Source organism: Massilia violaceinigra, assembly GCF_002752675.1.
Lineage (GTDB): Bacteria > Pseudomonadota > Gammaproteobacteria > Burkholderiales > Burkholderiaceae_D > Telluria_A > Telluria_A violaceinigra.
Map to the genome: position 1 here is coordinate 3,813,861 of NZ_CP024608.1, position 16,860 is coordinate 3,830,720.

At 62.2% G+C, this 16,860-nt stretch carries 18 protein-coding genes and 1 pseudogene; 8 read left to right on the forward strand and 11 right to left on the reverse strand.

What is annotated here, in order from left to right:
• Nucleotides 1-8 precede the first annotated feature (8 nt).
• Together CR152_RS17020 and CR152_RS17025 are read right to left on the reverse strand one after the other, a co-directional pair.
• Entirely contained in the window at nt 9-599 is a 591-nt protein-coding gene (locus CR152_RS17020; RefSeq protein WP_157778556.1) for a CHRD domain-containing protein, read from the reverse strand.
• A 224-nt stretch (nt 600-823) separates the two neighbouring features.
• Nucleotides 824-1,282, reverse strand: coding sequence for a DUF421 domain-containing protein (locus CR152_RS17025; protein ID WP_099876317.1), 459 nt, complete (start codon nt 1,280-1,282; stop codon nt 824-826).
• 195 nt (nt 1,283-1,477) lie between these two features.
• Between CR152_RS17025 and CR152_RS17030 the strand changes: the two genes are divergently transcribed.
• From CR152_RS17030 to CR152_RS17070, 8 genes and pseudogenes are all read left to right on the forward strand, one after another.
• On the forward strand, nt 1,478-2,023 hold the full coding sequence (locus CR152_RS17030) for a PEP-CTERM sorting domain-containing protein (RefSeq protein ID WP_157778557.1): 546 nt from the start codon (nt 1,478-1,480) through the stop codon (nt 2,021-2,023).
• A 112-nt stretch (nt 2,024-2,135) separates the two neighbouring features.
• Complete coding sequence (locus CR152_RS17035) at nt 2,136-3,119, forward strand: ribonuclease Z (protein WP_099876320.1); 984 nt, start codon at nt 2,136-2,138, stop codon at nt 3,117-3,119.
• A 756-nt stretch (nt 3,120-3,875) separates the two neighbouring features.
• Nucleotides 3,876-4,898 carry a hypothetical protein gene (locus tag CR152_RS17040; RefSeq protein ID WP_157778558.1) on the forward strand — a complete coding sequence of 341 codons (1,023 nt, stop codon included), beginning with the start codon at nt 3,876-3,878 and terminating at the stop codon, nt 4,896-4,898.
• Nucleotides 4,899-5,209: 311 nt separating this feature from the next.
• A pseudogene (locus tag CR152_RS35045) lies at nt 5,210-5,398 on the forward strand (helix-turn-helix domain-containing protein); the annotation flags it as partial.
• Nucleotides 5,399-5,938: an MBL fold metallo-hydrolase gene (locus CR152_RS17050; protein WP_208640138.1), complete on the forward strand. Its 540-nt coding sequence runs from the start codon at nt 5,399-5,401 to the stop codon at nt 5,936-5,938.
• A gap of 545 nt (nt 5,939-6,483) precedes the next feature.
• Nucleotides 6,484-6,909: a hypothetical protein gene (locus CR152_RS17060; RefSeq protein WP_099876327.1), complete on the forward strand. Its 426-nt coding sequence runs from the start codon at nt 6,484-6,486 to the stop codon at nt 6,907-6,909.
• Nucleotides 6,888-7,166 carry a hypothetical protein gene (locus CR152_RS17065; RefSeq protein WP_157778559.1) on the forward strand — a complete coding sequence of 93 codons (279 nt, stop codon included), beginning with the start codon at nt 6,888-6,890 and terminating at the stop codon, nt 7,164-7,166. Before CR152_RS17060 ends, CR152_RS17065 begins: the two co-directional genes overlap by 22 nt.
• Nucleotides 7,167-7,453: 287 nt before the next feature.
• Nucleotides 7,454-8,374 (forward strand): hypothetical protein, encoded by a 921-nt coding sequence (locus CR152_RS17070; RefSeq protein ID WP_099876331.1) that lies wholly within the window; start codon nt 7,454-7,456, stop codon nt 8,372-8,374.
• 70 nt (nt 8,375-8,444) lie between these two features.
• Here CR152_RS17070 and CR152_RS17075 read toward each other — a convergent pair whose 3' ends face one another.
• From CR152_RS17075 to CR152_RS17115, 9 genes are all read right to left on the reverse strand, one after another.
• The gene (locus CR152_RS17075) at nt 8,445-8,666 is read right to left on the reverse strand and encodes an oxidoreductase-like domain-containing protein (RefSeq protein WP_099876333.1); all 222 of its coding nucleotides are present in this window, start codon (nt 8,664-8,666) and stop codon (nt 8,445-8,447) included.
• 68 nt (nt 8,667-8,734) lie between these two features.
• Nucleotides 8,735-9,115, reverse strand: coding sequence for a BlaI/MecI/CopY family transcriptional regulator (locus CR152_RS17080; RefSeq protein ID WP_099876335.1), 381 nt, complete (start codon nt 9,113-9,115; stop codon nt 8,735-8,737).
• A gap of 59 nt (nt 9,116-9,174) precedes the next feature.
• Nucleotides 9,175-9,855 (reverse strand): Fe2+-dependent dioxygenase, encoded by a 681-nt coding sequence (locus CR152_RS17085; RefSeq protein ID WP_099882414.1) that lies wholly within the window; start codon nt 9,853-9,855, stop codon nt 9,175-9,177.
• Nucleotides 9,856-9,948: 93 nt separating this feature from the next.
• A complete protein-coding gene (locus CR152_RS17090; protein WP_099882416.1) occupies nt 9,949-12,240 on the reverse strand; it encodes a catecholate siderophore receptor Fiu in 2,292 nt (763 codons plus the stop codon).
• Between the two features lie 200 nt (nt 12,241-12,440).
• Nucleotides 12,441-13,787: a sulfite reductase subunit alpha gene (locus CR152_RS17095; RefSeq protein WP_099876336.1), complete on the reverse strand. Its 1,347-nt coding sequence runs from the start codon at nt 13,785-13,787 to the stop codon at nt 12,441-12,443.
• The gene (locus CR152_RS17100; protein WP_099876338.1) at nt 13,784-14,794 is read right to left on the reverse strand and encodes an FAD:protein FMN transferase; all 1,011 of its coding nucleotides are present in this window, start codon (nt 14,792-14,794) and stop codon (nt 13,784-13,786) included. The genes CR152_RS17095 and CR152_RS17100 overlap by 4 nt, the downstream gene beginning before the upstream one ends.
• Nucleotides 14,795-14,804: 10 nt before the next feature.
• On the reverse strand, nt 14,805-15,626 hold the full coding sequence (locus CR152_RS17105) for a DUF4198 domain-containing protein (RefSeq protein WP_307718584.1): 822 nt from the start codon (nt 15,624-15,626) through the stop codon (nt 14,805-14,807).
• A gap of 22 nt (nt 15,627-15,648) precedes the next feature.
• Nucleotides 15,649-16,164: a DUF2271 domain-containing protein gene (locus tag CR152_RS17110; protein WP_099876340.1), complete on the reverse strand. Its 516-nt coding sequence runs from the start codon at nt 16,162-16,164 to the stop codon at nt 15,649-15,651.
• Between the two features lie 23 nt (nt 16,165-16,187).
• Entirely contained in the window at nt 16,188-16,826 is a 639-nt protein-coding gene (locus CR152_RS17115) for a PepSY-associated TM helix domain-containing protein (protein WP_099876342.1), read from the reverse strand.
• Nucleotides 16,827-16,860 lie beyond the last annotated feature (34 nt).

Consider the following 16,860-nt stretch of genomic DNA (forward strand, 5'->3'; position numbering starts at 1 on the left):
ACTAGTGCTCAGCGCCGCTTCTTGCGCGCGATGAATCCCAGTACGCCCAATCCCAATGGCATCATCGCCCAGGAACCCGGCTCCGGCACCGCCACGATGAAGCCGCGGATTTCGCCGGCCGGAAACTGCGCGGAGTGGATATTGAAGTAAGCCTTGTTGCTGGCAAAGCCCTGGATCAGCGCGGCGCGCGCCTGTTCCACGGTCCCGCCACTGGCCTGCAGGAAGCCCGGGTTGAACGCGGAGGGATCGGCCAGGCTGAGCGTGGCATTGAACACGCCTTGCCTGACATCCGTCGGAAAGCCGAACTGGTTAAGTTCGGGCGTTGCCGGCGGCGCGATGCCGGTCAGCAGATCGGCGGTGCAGCAATGGATGTGCGCCGTGGTGCTGGTGCCGCGCAGATTGAAGAAAGGAACGTTCATCGACAAGGTCATGGCAACGTCGTCGATGATGAAGGTGGCGATGCTGAATGCGGGCGATGCATTCGGTGGCGCCTCGCTCGGGCCGCTCATGGTGGCGCGGTAGGTGGTGACGTCGGCGAACGCCGGTGGTGCAAGCAGCATGGCAAACACGATTGCCAGCGATGAGAGGATACGGTTCATGCATGTTCTCCTTGGGTGACGACACGAATGGCGAATCAAGCGGTTCCAACAAGCACGGAACCGGCATTGACAACGTGAACACGCGAGGGGAGAGCAGCAGCTGGGTTGGCTTTGGGAGCACGAAGCGGGCGCCATCGACGCGGTACAGAGGTTCGACCTCGCCGCATCGAAAAATACGCCCGGGATGTTCACTATTTTTTATATCCGTCCAGGCGGCAACAGTGCTATTTCCTCTGGATCGTGATTTGCCCATCGGCTTCAAGAAATGCGCAGCGCATGTCCTTGATGTCGCAATCGGAGCAGCGCAGGGCCTGGTCAACCTCTTCGCGTGAAATCCGGCAGCGTTTCATCACTTTGTCGTACAGTTCGCCGTCGCGTCCCAGCAGCACGGCGCTGCCGTCGAGAATGTCGGACATTTTCTTGCTGTGCGATGACAGGAACGACATCGTCATATTCAGTCCGACCAGCACCACCGCCACGATGAAGCCGCCAACCAGCGATTGATCGCCGCCCGTCAGCGAATTGGACACCGCCTCGCTCAGCAGCATCACCACCAGCAGGTCGAAGGGCGTGAACTGGCCCACCGTGCGGCGCCCGGACACGCGCACCATGACCAGCAGGATCAGATACACGGCCGCACCGCGCACGACGAATTCCCACCAGGGATGGCTCATTTCGAACATCGGAATTTCCTTTCAGGGAGGCAGCATGGCCCGCTGCGAATTTTTATCATATTGTAAAGAAATGGCCGCAAACGTGGATTTCCGCAGCGTGCGCTGTTTGTCCAGCCAGTCACAACAAAAGTTGTACATACAACTCATTTTTATGTTAATTTCATGTTGCAGGGAATTATGAAAATAACTATAAAGGAGACAGGAATGAAGTTGTTGTCAGTATTGTTGGGACTCGTTTTGATCGCCCATGCACGCGCCGATGCATCCTTGCTGGGAGACACGGTCGACGCCGGCATGTACCGCACCATCGACACCGGCAAAGGTGTCGGCCGGATCAATGGCTTCGGTCTGGACAGCCCGTTTGTCGTCGAGAACGGCCTGGCCGACCAGAAAAACTACAGCGTTGCCTACACGCTTAATGTCGACGCTGACCGCTTCGTCATGGATTACAGGAACCCGTTCGCCTGGGGCGCTGGGATTGTCTTTCGCCTGACGGACCTGGACTTCAGCAACGGCGCGTCGCTGCAATCACTGATGATCGATACCAATATGGTGGGCTACGGCCTGACCTTCGGGGCCGACTACGTCGAAATCAACCTGAGCGGCGTGAGCGGCACGCGCGATGCCTACTTCAGTGGCCAGTTCATCACCACGGCCGTGCCGGAACCGACCTCGATCGCGATGCTCTCGCTGGGGCTGGCGGTGGTCGGCTTCGGCGCACATCGCGCCCGCAAGGCCCGTCAAGCCTGACGCGCACTGCGCAGCTGCTCACGCCCGCCGTGCGGCCGCTGGCGCAAGGCGGCCTGCCCGGGGCGCTAATAGCTGCGCTGGCGCCGCCGAATCGGCTGGCGCATAATGCGGCATGTTCAAACTGACCTTTCTCGGCACGTCCTCGGGCGTGCCCACCAAAAACCGCAACGTCACCGCGCTGGCGCTGCAGACCTCCCTGAACCGCGACTGGTGGCTGATCGACTGCGGCGAGGGCACCCAGCATCGCCTGCAGCACGTGCCCCTGACGGTGCACGACCTGGCCGGCATTTGCATCACCCATATCCATGGCGATCACAGCTACGGCTTGCCCGGTTTCCTGGCCAGCGCCGCCATGAATGGACGCAAGCGCCCGCTGATCCTCATCGCGCCGCTGGCCGTCAAGGCCTGGCTGGACGCGACCATGCTGCATACCGAGCTGTTCCTGCCGTTTCCGCTGATCCATGTGGATGTCGCCGGCGGGCAGCAGGTGCATCAGGAACCGGGCCTGACGATCGAGCGCCATCATTTGTCGCACCGGGCGCCGAGCGTCGGCTTTCGCTTCGCCGTCGAGAGCGTCAAGTGGAAACTCGACAGCGCCGCCTTGCGCGCGCGCGGCGTGCCGTCCGGTCCGCTGTGGGGCAAGTTGCAGGCCGGGCACGATGTGACGCTCGACGATGGCACCACGCTGGCGGCCGCCGATTTCCGCGTGTCCGATGTCCAGCGCGCGGTGGCGGTGATTGGCGGCGACAACGATACCCCGTCGCTGCTGAGCGACGCCTGCGCGGAGGCGCAAGTGCTGGTGCACGAGGCCACCTACACCGAGGCCATCCTGCAGAAAGTCGGACCCGGGCCGACCCACAGCTCCGTGCAGCGCGTGGCGCAGTTCGCCACCGAACGCGGCTTGCCGAATTTGATCCTGACGCATTTCAGCGCGCGCTATGACAACCCGGAAGGCATGGCGGAACTGGAAGCCGAGGCGCGCCAGCATTACGCGGGCAACCTGTTCCTGGCGCAGGATTTTGCCAGCTATGAACTCGATGCGGCCGGGGTAGTGCAGGAGCTGTCGGTGCTGGGCTCCCGTGGCGCTACACAATAAAATCGGACGGGAATTGGTATTGATGACAGTCTCCTGGGCGCATTTGGGCTACGCAAAGCGTAGCTTTCAGTCGTCCCGCATATCAAAAATTCTTGTGTCGGGTAATTTGCGTCCGGAAACTGAGCGAACGTCCGCTGTCACTGACTGCGCCGCCTGAGCTCTGTTGGTGTCGACGTCGCGATTTGATGGACTACTTTGATGCGCTGGCCGGCAGCTTACTTTTCTGGTATTTTTCGCTTTGGAACCAACAAGATAGGTCACGTCTTAGACATTTGACATCTCAATTTCAAACTGGCGGACAATATTGGAAGCGGATTTCTTTCACAAATACAAGTCGAAGGTCGTGTCCCATTGATACAGGGATCTCCCAAATGCCGCGCCATTCTATCCCAAGGCTCAGCACTTGCGAGACATACACGCAACCGCCAAATTAGGTGATTTATATTTAAAAAACTGCTATATCGAAGTAGTCAGTAAATGGACCGGCAGGTCAAAACCATACTTTGGTAAGGCGGCGTATTTATACCTGGGTCTGCTTTCCTTTGCTCGTCCCATGACGATCACTTGCAGCCTGCACCCACGTAAATTGTGCTAGTATGAAATACAGCATGCATTATTCCTGTAACATGTACGTATTTAGGAAGCTAGACATCCATAATGAGACGGTCATTGTTGCGCAACAGACGAAATCCGCCGCCCTCGACACCTCCAGCATCTCCGGTTCCCCCACCGCCAACACCCCCACCTCTACCGCCTTTGACTCCAGCCAGTCATGTCGCATTTGTGCCATCGAGGCTTGACGTTAATTTAGCTCGTCTTGCCAACATTGCGACAGCAAGCACGCTGCTATTGGCTGTGTTCGGTTACTTTTATACCGTGCTACCAGTTTTTCAAAACCAGAAGCTTCAGGAAGACAATGCCAGGCTCGAATTAGAAAGTGCGCGAGAGCGGAAGCTATTGTCCGAGCTTCGCGACCGTCAATTTGCTGTACAGAAAAAAATTGCTGAACTTGATGCAGCGCTGACACACGCCAGAGGTAGGGCCTTGGTGAGTGATGAGCGCGCGAGCCTCTCTGAAGAACGGGAGCGAGCTGCAAGATATACGGCTCTGTTAGCGGAGAATCGGGAGCGTGATGCGTTGGGTTCGGCTAGAAACGCCGCAAACGACTTAGCGAGCGAGATCAGACATTTAGACACTGCGCGGCGCACGATTTTGGTAAGTCAATTTGGCATGGCCGTAGCATTTCGTCGGGTTCGTCAGCAGGACGAATTTATCGAAATTTTATATAGATCAGGCCGCGAAAAAGACGGAGAAGATCTTGTCAAGGCGGCTACGTTTTTCCTTTCTCCAACCAAAATACTGGCGGATGCGGTAGAAGATATATCACAGCCACCAGGACGGATTCTGGACGCGTATCTTGCTGAGTTGAAGGGTGCGGTCGCCGGTGAGAAACCGATAAGTTGCGTTGTTCCAAACGCCCCTGAGCTACAGATTTCATATTCGCAGAAAGACGCCCAGATAGCTGCTCTAAGCGCAATAGACGCGAACAATGAGATTGAAAAGCAACGTCTAACCGTAGAGAAATCTAATGCGCGTCTTATTGTTACGAAGAAAGACATCGATACTCTTGCGGCGAGCTTTGAAAGGGAACGCCGATTTTCTCTCAGCCAAGAATTTCGAGAGAAGTTTTTGAATGCAGATCGGCAGTGCGGAATGTTGCTGGATCATGCAGTAAAGCGAATAGCTGACCAACTTGGGCCGAAGGACACGGCGCGTTAGGCAGCGACATCCGCCCCCAACCTAACCTTGCAAATGGCGTCAACTCCGGTGTTTAGCTGCAGCCTAAGCTACCTAAGAAGTTCGTCAATTTTTGGTGTCAAACTTTGATGGTCAGCGATGCAGGAGTCGACGTAACGAAACTACTAATATTGAACGAAGTTGAGCAACATACATTGCGCGAAACGGGCGTGTTTCATCCGCATCCACGTGCCCGGATAAGCGCACAAGCGATAGTGCGGTTGAGCCAAGGGCTGACCTTGCAACAAACTGCGGACTAATTCCATGTTCATCTCAACAGTGTCGAGGCATGGCGGCAGCGCTGGAACAAGCAAGGCCTCAAGGGCCTGTATAAAGGGCGTCATACAGGCCGCAAGCGCAAGTGGACAGCCGAACAGCAAGAGACGTTACGGGCATTGGCCCAAGCTCAGGGCGGTAGTGCCAACAGTCTGTTGCGCAGCATCGCCTCATTGGATTTTCCCGCCATCAGCGAAGAAACGGCAATGCGCTATCTGCACGAAATGCATTTTAGTTATGAGACCGTCAAGTGGAAGCTCGACAGCGCCGCCTTGCGCGCGCGCGGCGTGCCGTCCGGTCCGCTCTGGGGCAAGTTGCAGGCTGGGCACGATGTGACGCTGGACGACGGCACGACGCTGGCGGCCGCCGATTTCCGCGTGTCCGAGGTCCAGCGCGCGGTGGCGGTGATTGGCGGCGACAACGATACCCCGTCGCTGCTGAGCGACGCCTGCGCGGAGGCGCAAGTGCTGGTGCACGAAGCCACCTACACCGAGGCCATCCTGCAGAAAGTCGGACCCGGGCCAACCCACAGCTCCGTGCAGCGGGTGGCGCAGTTCGCCACCGAACGCGGCTTGCCGAATTTGATCCTGACGCATTTCAGCGCGCGCTACGACAATCCGGAAGGCATGGCGGAACTGGAAGCCGAGGCGCGCCAGCATTACGCGGGCAACCTGTTCCTTGCGCAAGATTTTGCCAGCTATGAACTCGATGCGGCCGGGGTAGTGCGAAAGTTTCAGGCTGCATGAGTCACTAGCCGATTTCGCACTACCGCGCTTTGCACACTCGCGTATGCAGGCACCGCGGGCGTTGATGTGCGTCAGATGTCTGCACAGCCGACTTGTCATCATCAGAAGCTCTTACCGTTGACTTCTGATGCGACGAATTTATGCAGCCCTTTGACTTCCTGATCCCCAGGCGCCCCGTTTCATTACAGACGAAGAATCGCAGGAATCTTCAAGTGTGGAAGGTTTTCGTCCAACGTCAAGCAAGGATGGTCTGGGTCGCAGGCCGTCCGCCAGTGTCATCCTGTGCGTTGAGGTGCACGATCGTCTATCTTTGCGGCAGCGCTCCGGCGGACGTCGACAACATCGAGAAACCAATTCAAGATGCACTTGTCGGATTAGTCGTTGATGACGATATTCAGGTATCCGACGTCGACAGCCATCGCCGCTTCTTGCGTGACCCGATCGACGCCACAGTCCTGCCATTTCTGCTTCGTGCGGGAATTGCCCGGGGGGACGGAGTGCGTATATGTAAGGATATCTGATGCGCAAGATCTGAGGAGCTATTTATGAATACCGCTGCGAACACCTTTTACGAGGATCGGCTGGAGACGCTGGCGAGTGCCTATGCAAACGATGGCTATGCCGTTGTAAAACACCCTGCGGCTGAGCAGCTTCCGTTTGATCTGTTCGGGTATGTGCCAGACCTGCTTGCCATCAAGGGCGATTCCGGACTGATCGTGGAAGCGAGGACGAGTGCCGCCTGCACTTCGGTCGATCATTTTCACGCAATTGCCCAGGAAATCGCCGAACATCCCGGATGGCGATTCGTGCTGGTGACGGTCGATGATGCCGACGTTGCGAACCTGCCCGACCGGGCCGGCGATCTACCGACGTGGGCGCAGTTGATCGAGAAGTTGAACCAGGTTGACGCGCTGGTGGACGACGGCGCGTTGGAACCCGCGTACTCTACTTGGGGAGTCTGTTCGAGGTAGCGCTCCGCAAGCGGGCGATTGATCAACATATCCCGATTGAACGCTTTCCTCCAGCGATGCTTCTGGATCACCTGTATTCGCAGGGCGAGGTATCGGTGGATGACATCGATTTTTTCCATGAACTGATGAATATCCGCAATCGGATCGCCCATGGGGCGAATGCGACGCTCGACGCTGGCATGGCACGCAAACTGGCGGAAGCGGTAAGAAAGCTGGTGACCGAGGAATGGAATGAAACGCCGCCACAACAGGGCTGACAGTAACTGGCAGGCTGTCGACAGCGACGCATCTAGCGCACCGCTTGGGTAAGCGCAGCACCCACGCATCGGCAATTTCTGCCTCAAACGAGCTACCCGGCAAACTCGGCGACTGCATAGGCAAAGCGGGCGGAAGCACGTATAGTTGAGATATCAATCATGCTCACTGTCCCGCTCCCATGAAAAAACGCTTGTCTGTTCTCCTGTTGGCCTGTGCCAGTACGTGCGCAACGGCGGGCCCGGAAACCATCGTCGACTGTCGCGATCCTGACCACCCGGTTCCGAATATGCCCTGGCTGCCGGACGGGGCCAAGACCAACGCATGTCACCAGACGCTCATCGGCGCCGGACTCAATGCCAACTACGACGTCATTACCAACGGTGTTGCCGCGTGGCGCGACGGCTTGCTGAGCGCTGTGCGCGACCAGCATGCATCCGCGGCATTTCAGCAGCAGGCGTATCCGGCCGGCGACTGGCTCGAGCACGGCAGTACCGGCCAGGCCGGCGAACTGTGGTGGGGACGGACCGGGCGCTATCACGTCATCGCCGGCCAGGAAAGCTTCAAGCGCTTGCAAAGGGAAATGCGGCTGTTGCCGGTGCGCGAGCAGATGGCGATGAGCGCCTGGGCCACCCAACGCCTGATGGCGCAGGTCAGCAAGAAACCCATGCCGCGCCAGCCCGGCGACACGAAGTACATGATGTTCACCAAGCCGTCGATCAATTACCGCCAGTTCGGCGCCACCACGGCCACCTTTGAGGGTGGTTATGGCGGCGACGGACAGGTGCCGCCAAGCGCGGTGCAGGACGCCCGCATTACGCTGCAAACGTCCCCGGTGGTCAGCGGCACGCTGACCTTCACGCTCAACGTGGACGGAAAGCGGCGCGCGTTCAGCGTTCCTCTGATGGTCACGCCGGAAACAGAATATCGGATTCATGCGGCGGCGCCGACGCTGGTCAACGGCGCGCCGGTCGAGTGCCGCAAACGCCCGCCACCGAGGCAACCGATGGGCGACGCATGCGAGTATGGCGTGGCCGTGCCGGCCAGCCAGTACGATCCGCCGCCGGAGCGCTATGACGCGCTGGGCGCCTTCTTCGGCGACCGTGCCGGCATGGTGGGCGTGCGCTTTCGCCTGACCCTCAACATCAAGGAGCGCAACCGGAGGGAGACCGTGGTCACCGGCGCGATTGCGCTGCGTGCCGAACCATAGCGTGCCGCGTCAGCGGGTTGGCGTTGACTCGCTGTCGGCGTCACCTGGCAGCCGGTCCTGAACGGCTGTGTTATTTGCTGGCCGGTGCGCCCGGATGTCGAGATTGCCAAGCTGCCATCTCGATCCTGTAGCGATCCATCGCATCGTCGTACAGATCGAATACGCAGGGCGTGCAGCCGCTGCGGCAGCAATCCTCCAGGCCGGGCTGGACCGGTGGCAGCGGAGCGGATTCTTGCCGGGAGGCTGCCTTGGCAACCGTCGCGATGCCCTTGGACGAAGACTTACGCGGCATATGCGAGCAGTCCCTCCATCAGCGACAACGACGCGTCGCGGTTCAGGTCGATGTTCACGCGACTGTCCTCACTTTTCCTGATCCAGGATCGCCTGAATCTCGGCCCGTTCGCGCGCGCTCACATGGCCGCGCAACGCCGCCAGCACCAGTTCCTTGCCGGACCCCGAAAACGCCTTGTGGATCAGTTCCTTGATCAGGCTGGTCTGGAGCGAATCCTGCGGCTGCGCCGGCGCGTACACATGCGCGCGGGCGCTTTCGTCGCGCGTGAGCAAGCCCTTGGTGTGCATCAGCTGGAGCAGGCGCAGCACGGTCGCGTACGCCATGTCGGGACGGCTGGCCACAGCCGCCTGGTGCACCTGTTTGGCGCTGGCCGGGCCGAGTTGCCACAGCAGGCGCAGCATCTCCAGTTCCGATGCGGTGGGCTTGGGGGTGGCGGACGGCTCGGACATGGGGGAAGGTACTGGTGGGAATGCATCTAGAATAAATTATCTAGATGCGAAAGTCCAGTTCAGATCTCCGACCACATCCGCAGCAGGTTGTGATAATGCCCGGTCAGGCCGACCGTTTCCTCGGTATCGCCAAGGCGGGCGCGCAGGCGAACGATGGTCTGGTCGAGTTCGAGCAGCATGGCGCGGCGGCCATCGTCGCGCACCATGCTTTGCACCCAGAAAAAGGAGCAGACGCGGCTGCCGCGCGTGACCGGCTCGACTTTGTGCACACTGGACGAAGGGTAGACGATCATGTCGCCTGCCGGCAATTTGACTTCATGCACGCCGTAGGTATCGTTGATGATCAGTTCGCCGCCATCGTAGTCCTCGGGCTCGCACAGGAACAGGGTGCAGGACAGGTCGGTACGCAGCGGCAAGGCGCTGCCAGCCACGTTGCGCACGGCGCCGTCCACGTGTGCGCCGTAGTGTTCGCCGCCGGTGTAGCGGTTGAACAGCGGCGGCACGGTGCGCAGGGGCAGGGCGGCGGCGAAGTAGAGGGGATTGGTGGCCAGAGCCGCGAGGATGATGCGGCCCAGTTCAGCAGCCACGGGACCGTTGTCGGGCAGTTGCTGGTTGTGCTTGACCTGCGCGCCCTGGGCTCCGACGGTGGCACGGCCGTCGGTCCAGTCGGCGTTGTCGAGCGCCAGGCGCATGGTGGCGACCTGGTCGGGACTGAGCACGTGGGGAATATGGAGCATCATGGCAATAAATGGTGGCGAAGGAAGTGGAAAGCCAAACACCGTCATGCCTGCCAGTGGCGGACATGACGGTGTTCGACGATGCCGGTAATGCGTTTAGAAGCGGAAGTTCGCCGTCAGACTCGCCGAGCGTGGCGCGCCTGGCGTGTAGCGATAACCGCTCTTGTTAATCTGCGCAATGTACTCCTTGTCCGCCAGGTTGTACACGTTCAGCTGCACGTCCAGGTTCTTGCTCACGCTGTACGACGCCATCGCATCGACCACCCAGTACGCATCGGCATACGCCGGCGTGCCGACCGCGCCGTCGGCGCCGCGCAGCAGCTTGCCGACATAACGCGCGCCGCCGCCCACTTTCAGGCCCATCGGCAGAGTGTACGAGGTCCACGAGGTGAACGCATCTTTCGGCGTGTAGTTCAGGCTATTGATCCCGCTGGCGGTCACGATCTTGCCGTTGCTCACTTCGGTATCCATGCGGGCATAGCCGGCGCTTACCAGCCAGTTGCGTGCCACTTCACCCGTCACGCCCAGTTCGATGCCTTTGACTTGCTTGCGCCCGGTCTGGTAGTACACCAGGTCCACCGGATCTTGCTCGAGCTCGTTCTTGACCGTGGTGCGGTACAGCGCCGCCGTGACCGACAGCTTTTGCTTGAGGAAATCCCACTTGGTGCCGATTTCGGTCGTGGTCGATTGCTGCGCATTGTATTTCGGGTTCGATGCGCTGTTGGCCGACGCCGACAAGGCCATGTTGGTGCCCGGCGGGTTCTTCGACGTCGCCAGCAGCGCGTACACGCTGCTGTCGGCAGTCGGTTTGTACAGCGCCGACACCTTGCCGTTGCCCACCGTGTCGCTCAGCTTGAGCGTGGTCGGCAGCAGGGTGCCCACCGGCAGCGCCGGATTGGCGGCGGCGGTCGACAGGCTGGTCGCGTTGTAGTTCACGTTGAAGTGGTCCATGCGGGCGCCCACGTTGAAGATCCACTTCTCGCCCAGCTTGATGGTGTCGAACAGGTACACGCTCTGGGTGTCGACCTTCGAGTTGGTGCTCACGCCATTGCGCACCAGGTTCAGGCCGGTGATTGGCGAGGCGGGATTGGGCGCGTACAGCGAATCGACCGTCATCGTGCCCGCGCCAAGGTAGCCGTAGGTGGTCTGTTCTTCGCTGGTCAGCTCCAGCCCGCCCACGAAAGTGTGCTTCATGCCGCCCAGTTCCAGGCCCACCGTGGCCACGCTCTGGTTGGTGAGGATCGAGTTGGTCTGGTCCTTGACGGTGCGGGTGCCGCGCGTGATGGTCCAGCTGGCCGGGTCGTTCGGGTTCGGCGTTTTCAGGTTGGCGCTGTTGCCCATGAACGCGGTCAGCAGGTAATCCTGCGACGTCTTGCCGTAGCGCGTCGTGTTCTGCAGCTTGACGTTCGGCGAAAAATCATGCTCGACCTTGGCGGTGAACATGTCGGCCGTGACTTCGTCGTAGTCGGTCACGGAACCGTAGAAATTGCCCGGATCGACGCGCGGCGCGCTGGTCAGGAAAGTGCGCGCGTCCGGGCTCTTGTAGCCAGGCAGGCCGATGGTCGGCACGCCGCCGTTGGGCACGTTGTCCTGTTCCACATGCAGGTAGTTCAGGTAGGCGCGGGTCGGGCTGTTCAGGCCGAATGCGATCGAAGGCGCCAGCGCCCAGCGCTGGTCCTTGACGACATCGCGCCCCGCAACGCCGCTGTCCTGGGCCAGCGCGTTCAGGCGCAGGGCGATGCCTTTTTCGGCGTTCAGCACCTGGGCGTAATCGACCGTGGCGCGCTTTTGCTTGCCGCTGCCGGCGATCACCGAGCCGGTCGTGCCGGACTCCATCACAGCTTGCTTGGTCACCATGTTGACCGAGCCGGTCGGCGACGCGCGTCCGGTGTCGGTGCCGGCCGGGCCCTTGAGCACGTCGAGCTGCTCGACGTTGAACACGTCGCGCGAGATCGAGCCGATGTCGCGCACGCCATCGACAAAAATGCTGGTCGACGAATCGAAGCCGCGCATGTAGATGCTGTCGCCGGTGGTCGTGTTGCCGTTTTCCCCGAGGAAGAAGGCGCCCACGCCGGGCGTGTTGCGCAGCGCTTCGGTCAGGGTCACCGCGCCTTGCTGCTGGATCAGTTCTTTCTTGATGACGGTGACCGATTGCGCGGTGTTGATCAGCAGTTCAGTGTATTTCGGCGACGCGGCGCGCTCGGCCTTGAAGTCGTTGACGGTCTCGTCGCCGGTTTTGCTGACGACCTGGACTTCCGGCAGGGTGCGTGCCTGGGGGGCGTCGGCGGCAGCGTGGGCAGCCACCGGCACCAGCAGCGCGGCAAGCGCGACGCTCATGTGTTGATTGAAACGGGATTGCGCGTGCTTGCGGCTTTTGATCGGTGCCATCTGCTTCTCTTCTTCGACGTAGGGTGGGCGCCGGCGCCCGAACATGCGCACCGGTGGGCATAAATTGCCAACAACCTGGTCATTTTAGGAGAAATGTAAAACCATGTAAATGAGAATCGTTATCAACACGATTCTCATTATTATTTGACAAATAGATCAAAACTATTCGATGTGCATATTTACGCACGTGAAAATTGGCGTCAGTACACGTCACGCCGGTAGCGGCCGCTGTCGTCGAGCATGGCCATTGTGTCGCCGCCGAGCACCGTTTCAAGGGTCGCGTGCACCGCCCCGGCCATGCCTTGCAGGCTGCCGCAGACATAGATGGCCGCGCCCGCATCCACCCACGCGCGCAGCTGCGCGGCTTGCGCCTCGAGCGCGTGCTGGACGTAGCGCGCGCTTCCCCCATCGCGCGAAAACGTCAGGCTGAGCGTCTCGAGCATGCCGGCCTGCCGCCACACCGCGATATCGGCGGCGCAGTACAGGTCATGCGCTTCATTGCGTTCGCCGAAGATCAGCCAGTTGCGCGCCTCGCCCGCATCGGCGCGGCTTTTCAGGTGCGCGCGCAGGCCGGCGATGCCGGTGCCGTTGCCGATCAAAATCAGCGCCCGCCCGGCGTTCTCGCCGATGCGAAAGCGCTTGTGCTGGCGCACGCGCAGCAGTACCGCATCGCCTTCCCGCGCTTCGCGGCACAGCCAGCCGGAGGCCAGCCCCAGGCTGCCGTCGTCGCGCACGTGCAAGCGCACCAGCAGCGACAGGCAGCCTTCGGCCATGGTCGAGGCAATCGAATACTCGCGCGGATAATCCGGCTCGCCCGGCGCGCTTACTTGCACCAGGTCGCCCGCTTCCCAGCCGGGCAAGTCGCCGGAAGCGGGCAGCAGGTCGATGCGGTACACCGGCGCACCCGCGCTGCCCGGGTTGAGCAGGTGGCGCGCGGCGACGCGCCAGTCACCGTACGCTGGCGCGCTCCAGTCGGGGGCGTCGCTGGTGCCCGCAAGGTGGCTCAGGTGATGCTGCCAGGCGTCGATGGCGGCGGCGCGCCCGCGGTCCACCTCCACCCGCTCGAACAGCGCCTGCGCGCCGCGCGCCCGCAAGGCGTCATCGAGAAGGCGCCCGAAGCCGCAGTAATTGACGTAGCTGCTGTCGCCCAGCGCCAGCACGGCGTAATGCAGCTGGCCGAGCGCAAGACCGGGCTGGTCGAGCAGGCGGGCCAGGCGCGCCGCGCTGTCGGGCGCGTCGCCCTCGCCATAGGTGCTGGCGATGAACAGGATGCGCGCGGCGCCGCGCAAGGTGGCCTCATCCAAGTGCTCGACGCTGATCGCGCGCGCCGACAGGCCGCCCGTGCGCAGGGTCGCCGCGGTGTGTTCGGCCAGCGCTTCGCCGGTGCAGGTCTGGCTGGCATAGGCCACCAGCCAGTCGGCGTTGCCGGCATCGACGTCCTGGCGCAGGCCGCGGCGCGCGCGCAGCAGCGCCAGGCACATGCCCGCATAGGCCGCCACGGCGACAGCCGCGCCGCCCCAGCGCACCGGATCGACACTGATCATCATTGCAGCAGTTCCTGATAAGCGCTGGAGACGACTTCGCGCAGGCCGCCGCTTTGCCGCAGCAGAAAGCGCGCGGCCAGGTGCCGGCTTTCGGCGAAGGCCAGGCCCTCGTCCGGGCCGAGCACCGACAGCGCGGTCGACAGCGCATCGGCCGCCATGCATTCGGTGTGCAGCACGGTGACCGAGGCCACGTCGTTGCGGATCGGCGTGCCGGTGCGCGGGTCGAGCGTGTGCGAGGCGCGCCGGCCGCCATGCTCGAAGTAGCGCCGGTAGTCGCCGGAGGTGGCAATGGCCAGCCCGTGCAGCGCCACCGTGGTCTGGCCCGCGCCGCCGCCGGCATCGGGCACGCCTTCCAGCGCGACCCACCACGGCTGGCCGTCGGCCTTGGTGCCGGCGCCGCGCAATTCGCCGCCGATTTCAACCAGATAGTGATGCAAGCCCTGCGCTTCCAGGCAGCGCGCCAGCAGGTCGACCGCGTAGCCCTTGGCCACCGACGACAGGTCGATCCGCACGCCGCCCGGCTGCAGCGCGCGCCGGCTGCCGGCGTCGAGCCGCATGCGCTGGCGGTCGCCGCGCGCCACGATGGCCGCGCTGGCAGCCGGCAGCGGCGCGTAAAAATTGGCTTCGTTGTAGCGCTGGCGGGCGCCGAAGCCCCAGGCGTCGACCAGCGCGCCGGCGCACGGATCGTAGGCGCCGCCGCTGGCCTCGGCCACCTCCAGCGCGTAGCTGAGCACCGTGAAAAATTCATCCGGCAGGCGATGCCAGTTGCCTGCCGGGGCGCTGTTAAAGCGGCTCAGGTTCGAGTCGCGTTCCCAGTGGCTCATTTGCGCCACCACCAGGTCGAGCTGGCGCTGCAGGTCTTCCAGCAAGGCCGCCCGGGCGCCGCCCGGGGCCATCACGCGCGCCGACCAGCTGGTGCCCATGGTGCTGCCGCCAAGGTCGTGCAGCGTGCTTGCGCGCGGCGGCAGGGCCGGCGCAATCGCGAGGGGGACGAGAACGTGGCGTCGCATCTGCTCTGGCTTACTCTGGCAGCACTTCGAGCGTGGCGGCGTAGCTGTAGCGGCGCGTCACCGCCGGCGCATCGGCCGCGGCCGGGCCTTTCGGCTGGGCCGCCGGAAAGCCGGCGTTGAGCCAGTACATGCCTGGCGCCGGCAAGATCACCGCCACTTCGCCTTTGGCGTCGGTTTCGAGGCGCACTTCACCGAGCACGCCGCGATAGCGCACGCCGCCCGGAATCAGGCTGAAGGCGAACTTGGGCAGCGGCTTGCCATCGAGCTGGAAGCGCCACCTGGCCGTTTCGCCCGCGCGCAGGTCGGTCGGATTGGTCAGCGGGATCATCTCCAGCCCCACGCCGCTCGCTTTCAAGGCGCCGTCGCTGGTCTTGTTGGCGCTCACAAACGTCTCCAGGCGCTGGTGGGCGTAGGTGGTTTTCAGTTCTTGCGCGTCGGCCGGCACTTCCTTGGCGAAGGCTTCCTCGCTGCCGCGGAAACGTTTGGGTTCTCCAGCCTTGTCCTTATAGCTGGCCATCACGTTGCGGCTGACGATACTGATCTTGTAGGTGCCGTTCTTGGTCATCTTCAGGTCGAACGTGCTGCGCTGCTTGCCCATGTAGCCGGCCGGCGCCGGGGTGCTGACGCCATCCGGGTCGGTGACGGTGGCGCCATCGAGCTTGAGGGCGACGTGCTCGATGTCGAACAGGCCTTCCGAAATAGCGCCGTCGATGGTCACCCACGGCTCCTTCGATTCGACCATCGTCGCCTGCGGGTACAGCCAGCCACGGTGCGCGGAGGCGCTCAGGGAGACGGCCGCCAGGGCCAGCGCGAGCAGGGTTTTGTTCATCATTGTCTTAGTCATGTTGGGGCAATCAAGGAGTGATCTGGAGGGAAACCGCGCCAAGTTCTTCCTTGCCGCGCGCACTGAACGTTTGCTTGCCCTTGAGCGGCAGCGTGAAGGGCACGCGTACCAGTTCGCGGCCGCCCGATTCGCGCGCCGCTTCGATCACCAGCTTGTAGTCGCCGGCCGGCAGCTTGTCGATGCCGGTGCGGGCCGGGCCGAAGCTGATGGTCTGCTCGCCGGCGGAGCGCGTGGCGCCGCTCACGCCATCCATCGGCAGTTCCACGTCGCGCCCGGCCTTGCGCCACCAGGTGCGCAGGTCCTTGACCCATTTGGTGCCGCCGTTGTCCTTCTTCTTGACGTCGTACAGCACCGACAGATTGGCCGCCACGCTCTGGTCGGCGCGTTCGAGCCACATCGCCACGTACGGACGGTGGTATTCGGCCACGTTCAGTTGCGGGATCTCGAACTTGACGGCCAGGTCGGCGCCGACGGCCCAGCTGCTCAGCATGGGAAGGGTAAGGGCAAGCGTGTGCTGTAGTTTCATGGTGGGCAGACTTAGTGGGTAAATTAGTGGGTAAACAAGAGGGCGAGCAAGAGCGGCAGCAGGATGCCGGCACCGATCACCGGCCAGGTGGACGGGCGGTTGGCCGCGTGCAGTTTCATGATCAGGAAACCGGTGAGCGAAAACACCACGCAGGCGAGCGCGAAAATATCGATGAACCAGCTCCATACGGGACCGGCGTTGCGGCCCTTGTGCAGGTCGTTGAGCCAGGAAACCATGCCGCGGTCGGTCTTCTCGAATTCGGCGGCGCCGTCGACGGCGATGCGCAGCCAGGCGTCGCCGCCGGGGCGGGGCAGGGCGACATAGGCATCTTCCTCGGTCCACTCGGCCTCGATGGCGCCCACGTCCAGGCCGAATTCGCGGTCGGCCCAGCTGGCCACGCGCGGCGGCAGCGGCGCGCGCGCATCGGCATGCCGGCTTGCTGCCTGCTCCAGGTCGCGCCGCAGCGGCGCGGGCAGGGTGGCCGTGCGCTTGCTGACGACCGGTTTGGCTTCGATCTGGGTGGCGTGGTTGAGCGTGATGCCGGTGATGCTGAACAGCAGCATGCCCATCAGGCACAAAGCCGAGCTGATCCAGTGCCAGCGGTGCAGATTCTTGAGCCAGGCGGCGCGGCTGGCGCTGGGGAGCGTGGCAGGGGAGGACATCGGGTGCTTCCGTCAACGAACTAAACGCAAATGA

Bases quoted from the DNA above. Each gene is read 5' to 3' on its own strand.
- CR152_RS17020 (WP_157778556.1), bottom strand. From the start codon at position 599: ATGAACCGTATCCTCTCATCGCTGGCAATCGTGTTTGCCATGCTGCTT.
- CR152_RS17025 (WP_099876317.1), bottom strand. From the start codon at position 1,282: ATGTTCGAAATGAGCCATCCCTGGTGGGAATTCGTCGTGCGCGGTGCG.
- CR152_RS17030 (WP_157778557.1), top strand. From the start codon at position 1,478: ATGAAGTTGTTGTCAGTATTGTTGGGACTCGTTTTGATCGCCCATGCA.
- CR152_RS17035 (WP_099876320.1), top strand. From the start codon at position 2,136: ATGTTCAAACTGACCTTTCTCGGCACGTCCTCGGGCGTGCCCACCAAA.
- CR152_RS17050 (WP_208640138.1), top strand. From the start codon at position 5,399: ATGCGCTATCTGCACGAAATGCATTTTAGTTATGAGACCGTCAAGTGG.
- CR152_RS17060 (WP_099876327.1), top strand. From the start codon at position 6,484: ATGAATACCGCTGCGAACACCTTTTACGAGGATCGGCTGGAGACGCTG.
- CR152_RS17070 (WP_099876331.1), top strand. From the start codon at position 7,454: ATGCCCTGGCTGCCGGACGGGGCCAAGACCAACGCATGTCACCAGACG.
- CR152_RS17075 (WP_099876333.1), bottom strand. From the start codon at position 8,666: ATGCCGCGTAAGTCTTCGTCCAAGGGCATCGCGACGGTTGCCAAGGCA.
- CR152_RS17080 (WP_099876335.1), bottom strand. From the start codon at position 9,115: ATGTCCGAGCCGTCCGCCACCCCCAAGCCCACCGCATCGGAACTGGAG.
- CR152_RS17085 (WP_099882414.1), bottom strand. From the start codon at position 9,855: ATGATGCTCCATATTCCCCACGTGCTCAGTCCCGACCAGGTCGCCACC.
- CR152_RS17090 (WP_099882416.1), bottom strand. From the start codon at position 12,240: ATGGCACCGATCAAAAGCCGCAAGCACGCGCAATCCCGTTTCAATCAA.
- CR152_RS17095 (WP_099876336.1), bottom strand. From the start codon at position 13,787: ATGATGATCAGTGTCGATCCGGTGCGCTGGGGCGGCGCGGCTGTCGCC.
- CR152_RS17100 (WP_099876338.1), bottom strand. From the start codon at position 14,794: ATGCGACGCCACGTTCTCGTCCCCCTCGCGATTGCGCCGGCCCTGCCG.
- CR152_RS17105 (WP_307718584.1), bottom strand. From the start codon at position 15,626: ATGATGAACAAAACCCTGCTCGCGCTGGCCCTGGCGGCCGTCTCCCTG.
- CR152_RS17110 (WP_099876340.1), bottom strand. From the start codon at position 16,164: ATGAAACTACAGCACACGCTTGCCCTTACCCTTCCCATGCTGAGCAGC.
- CR152_RS17115 (WP_099876342.1), bottom strand. From the start codon at position 16,826: ATGTCCTCCCCTGCCACGCTCCCCAGCGCCAGCCGCGCCGCCTGGCTC.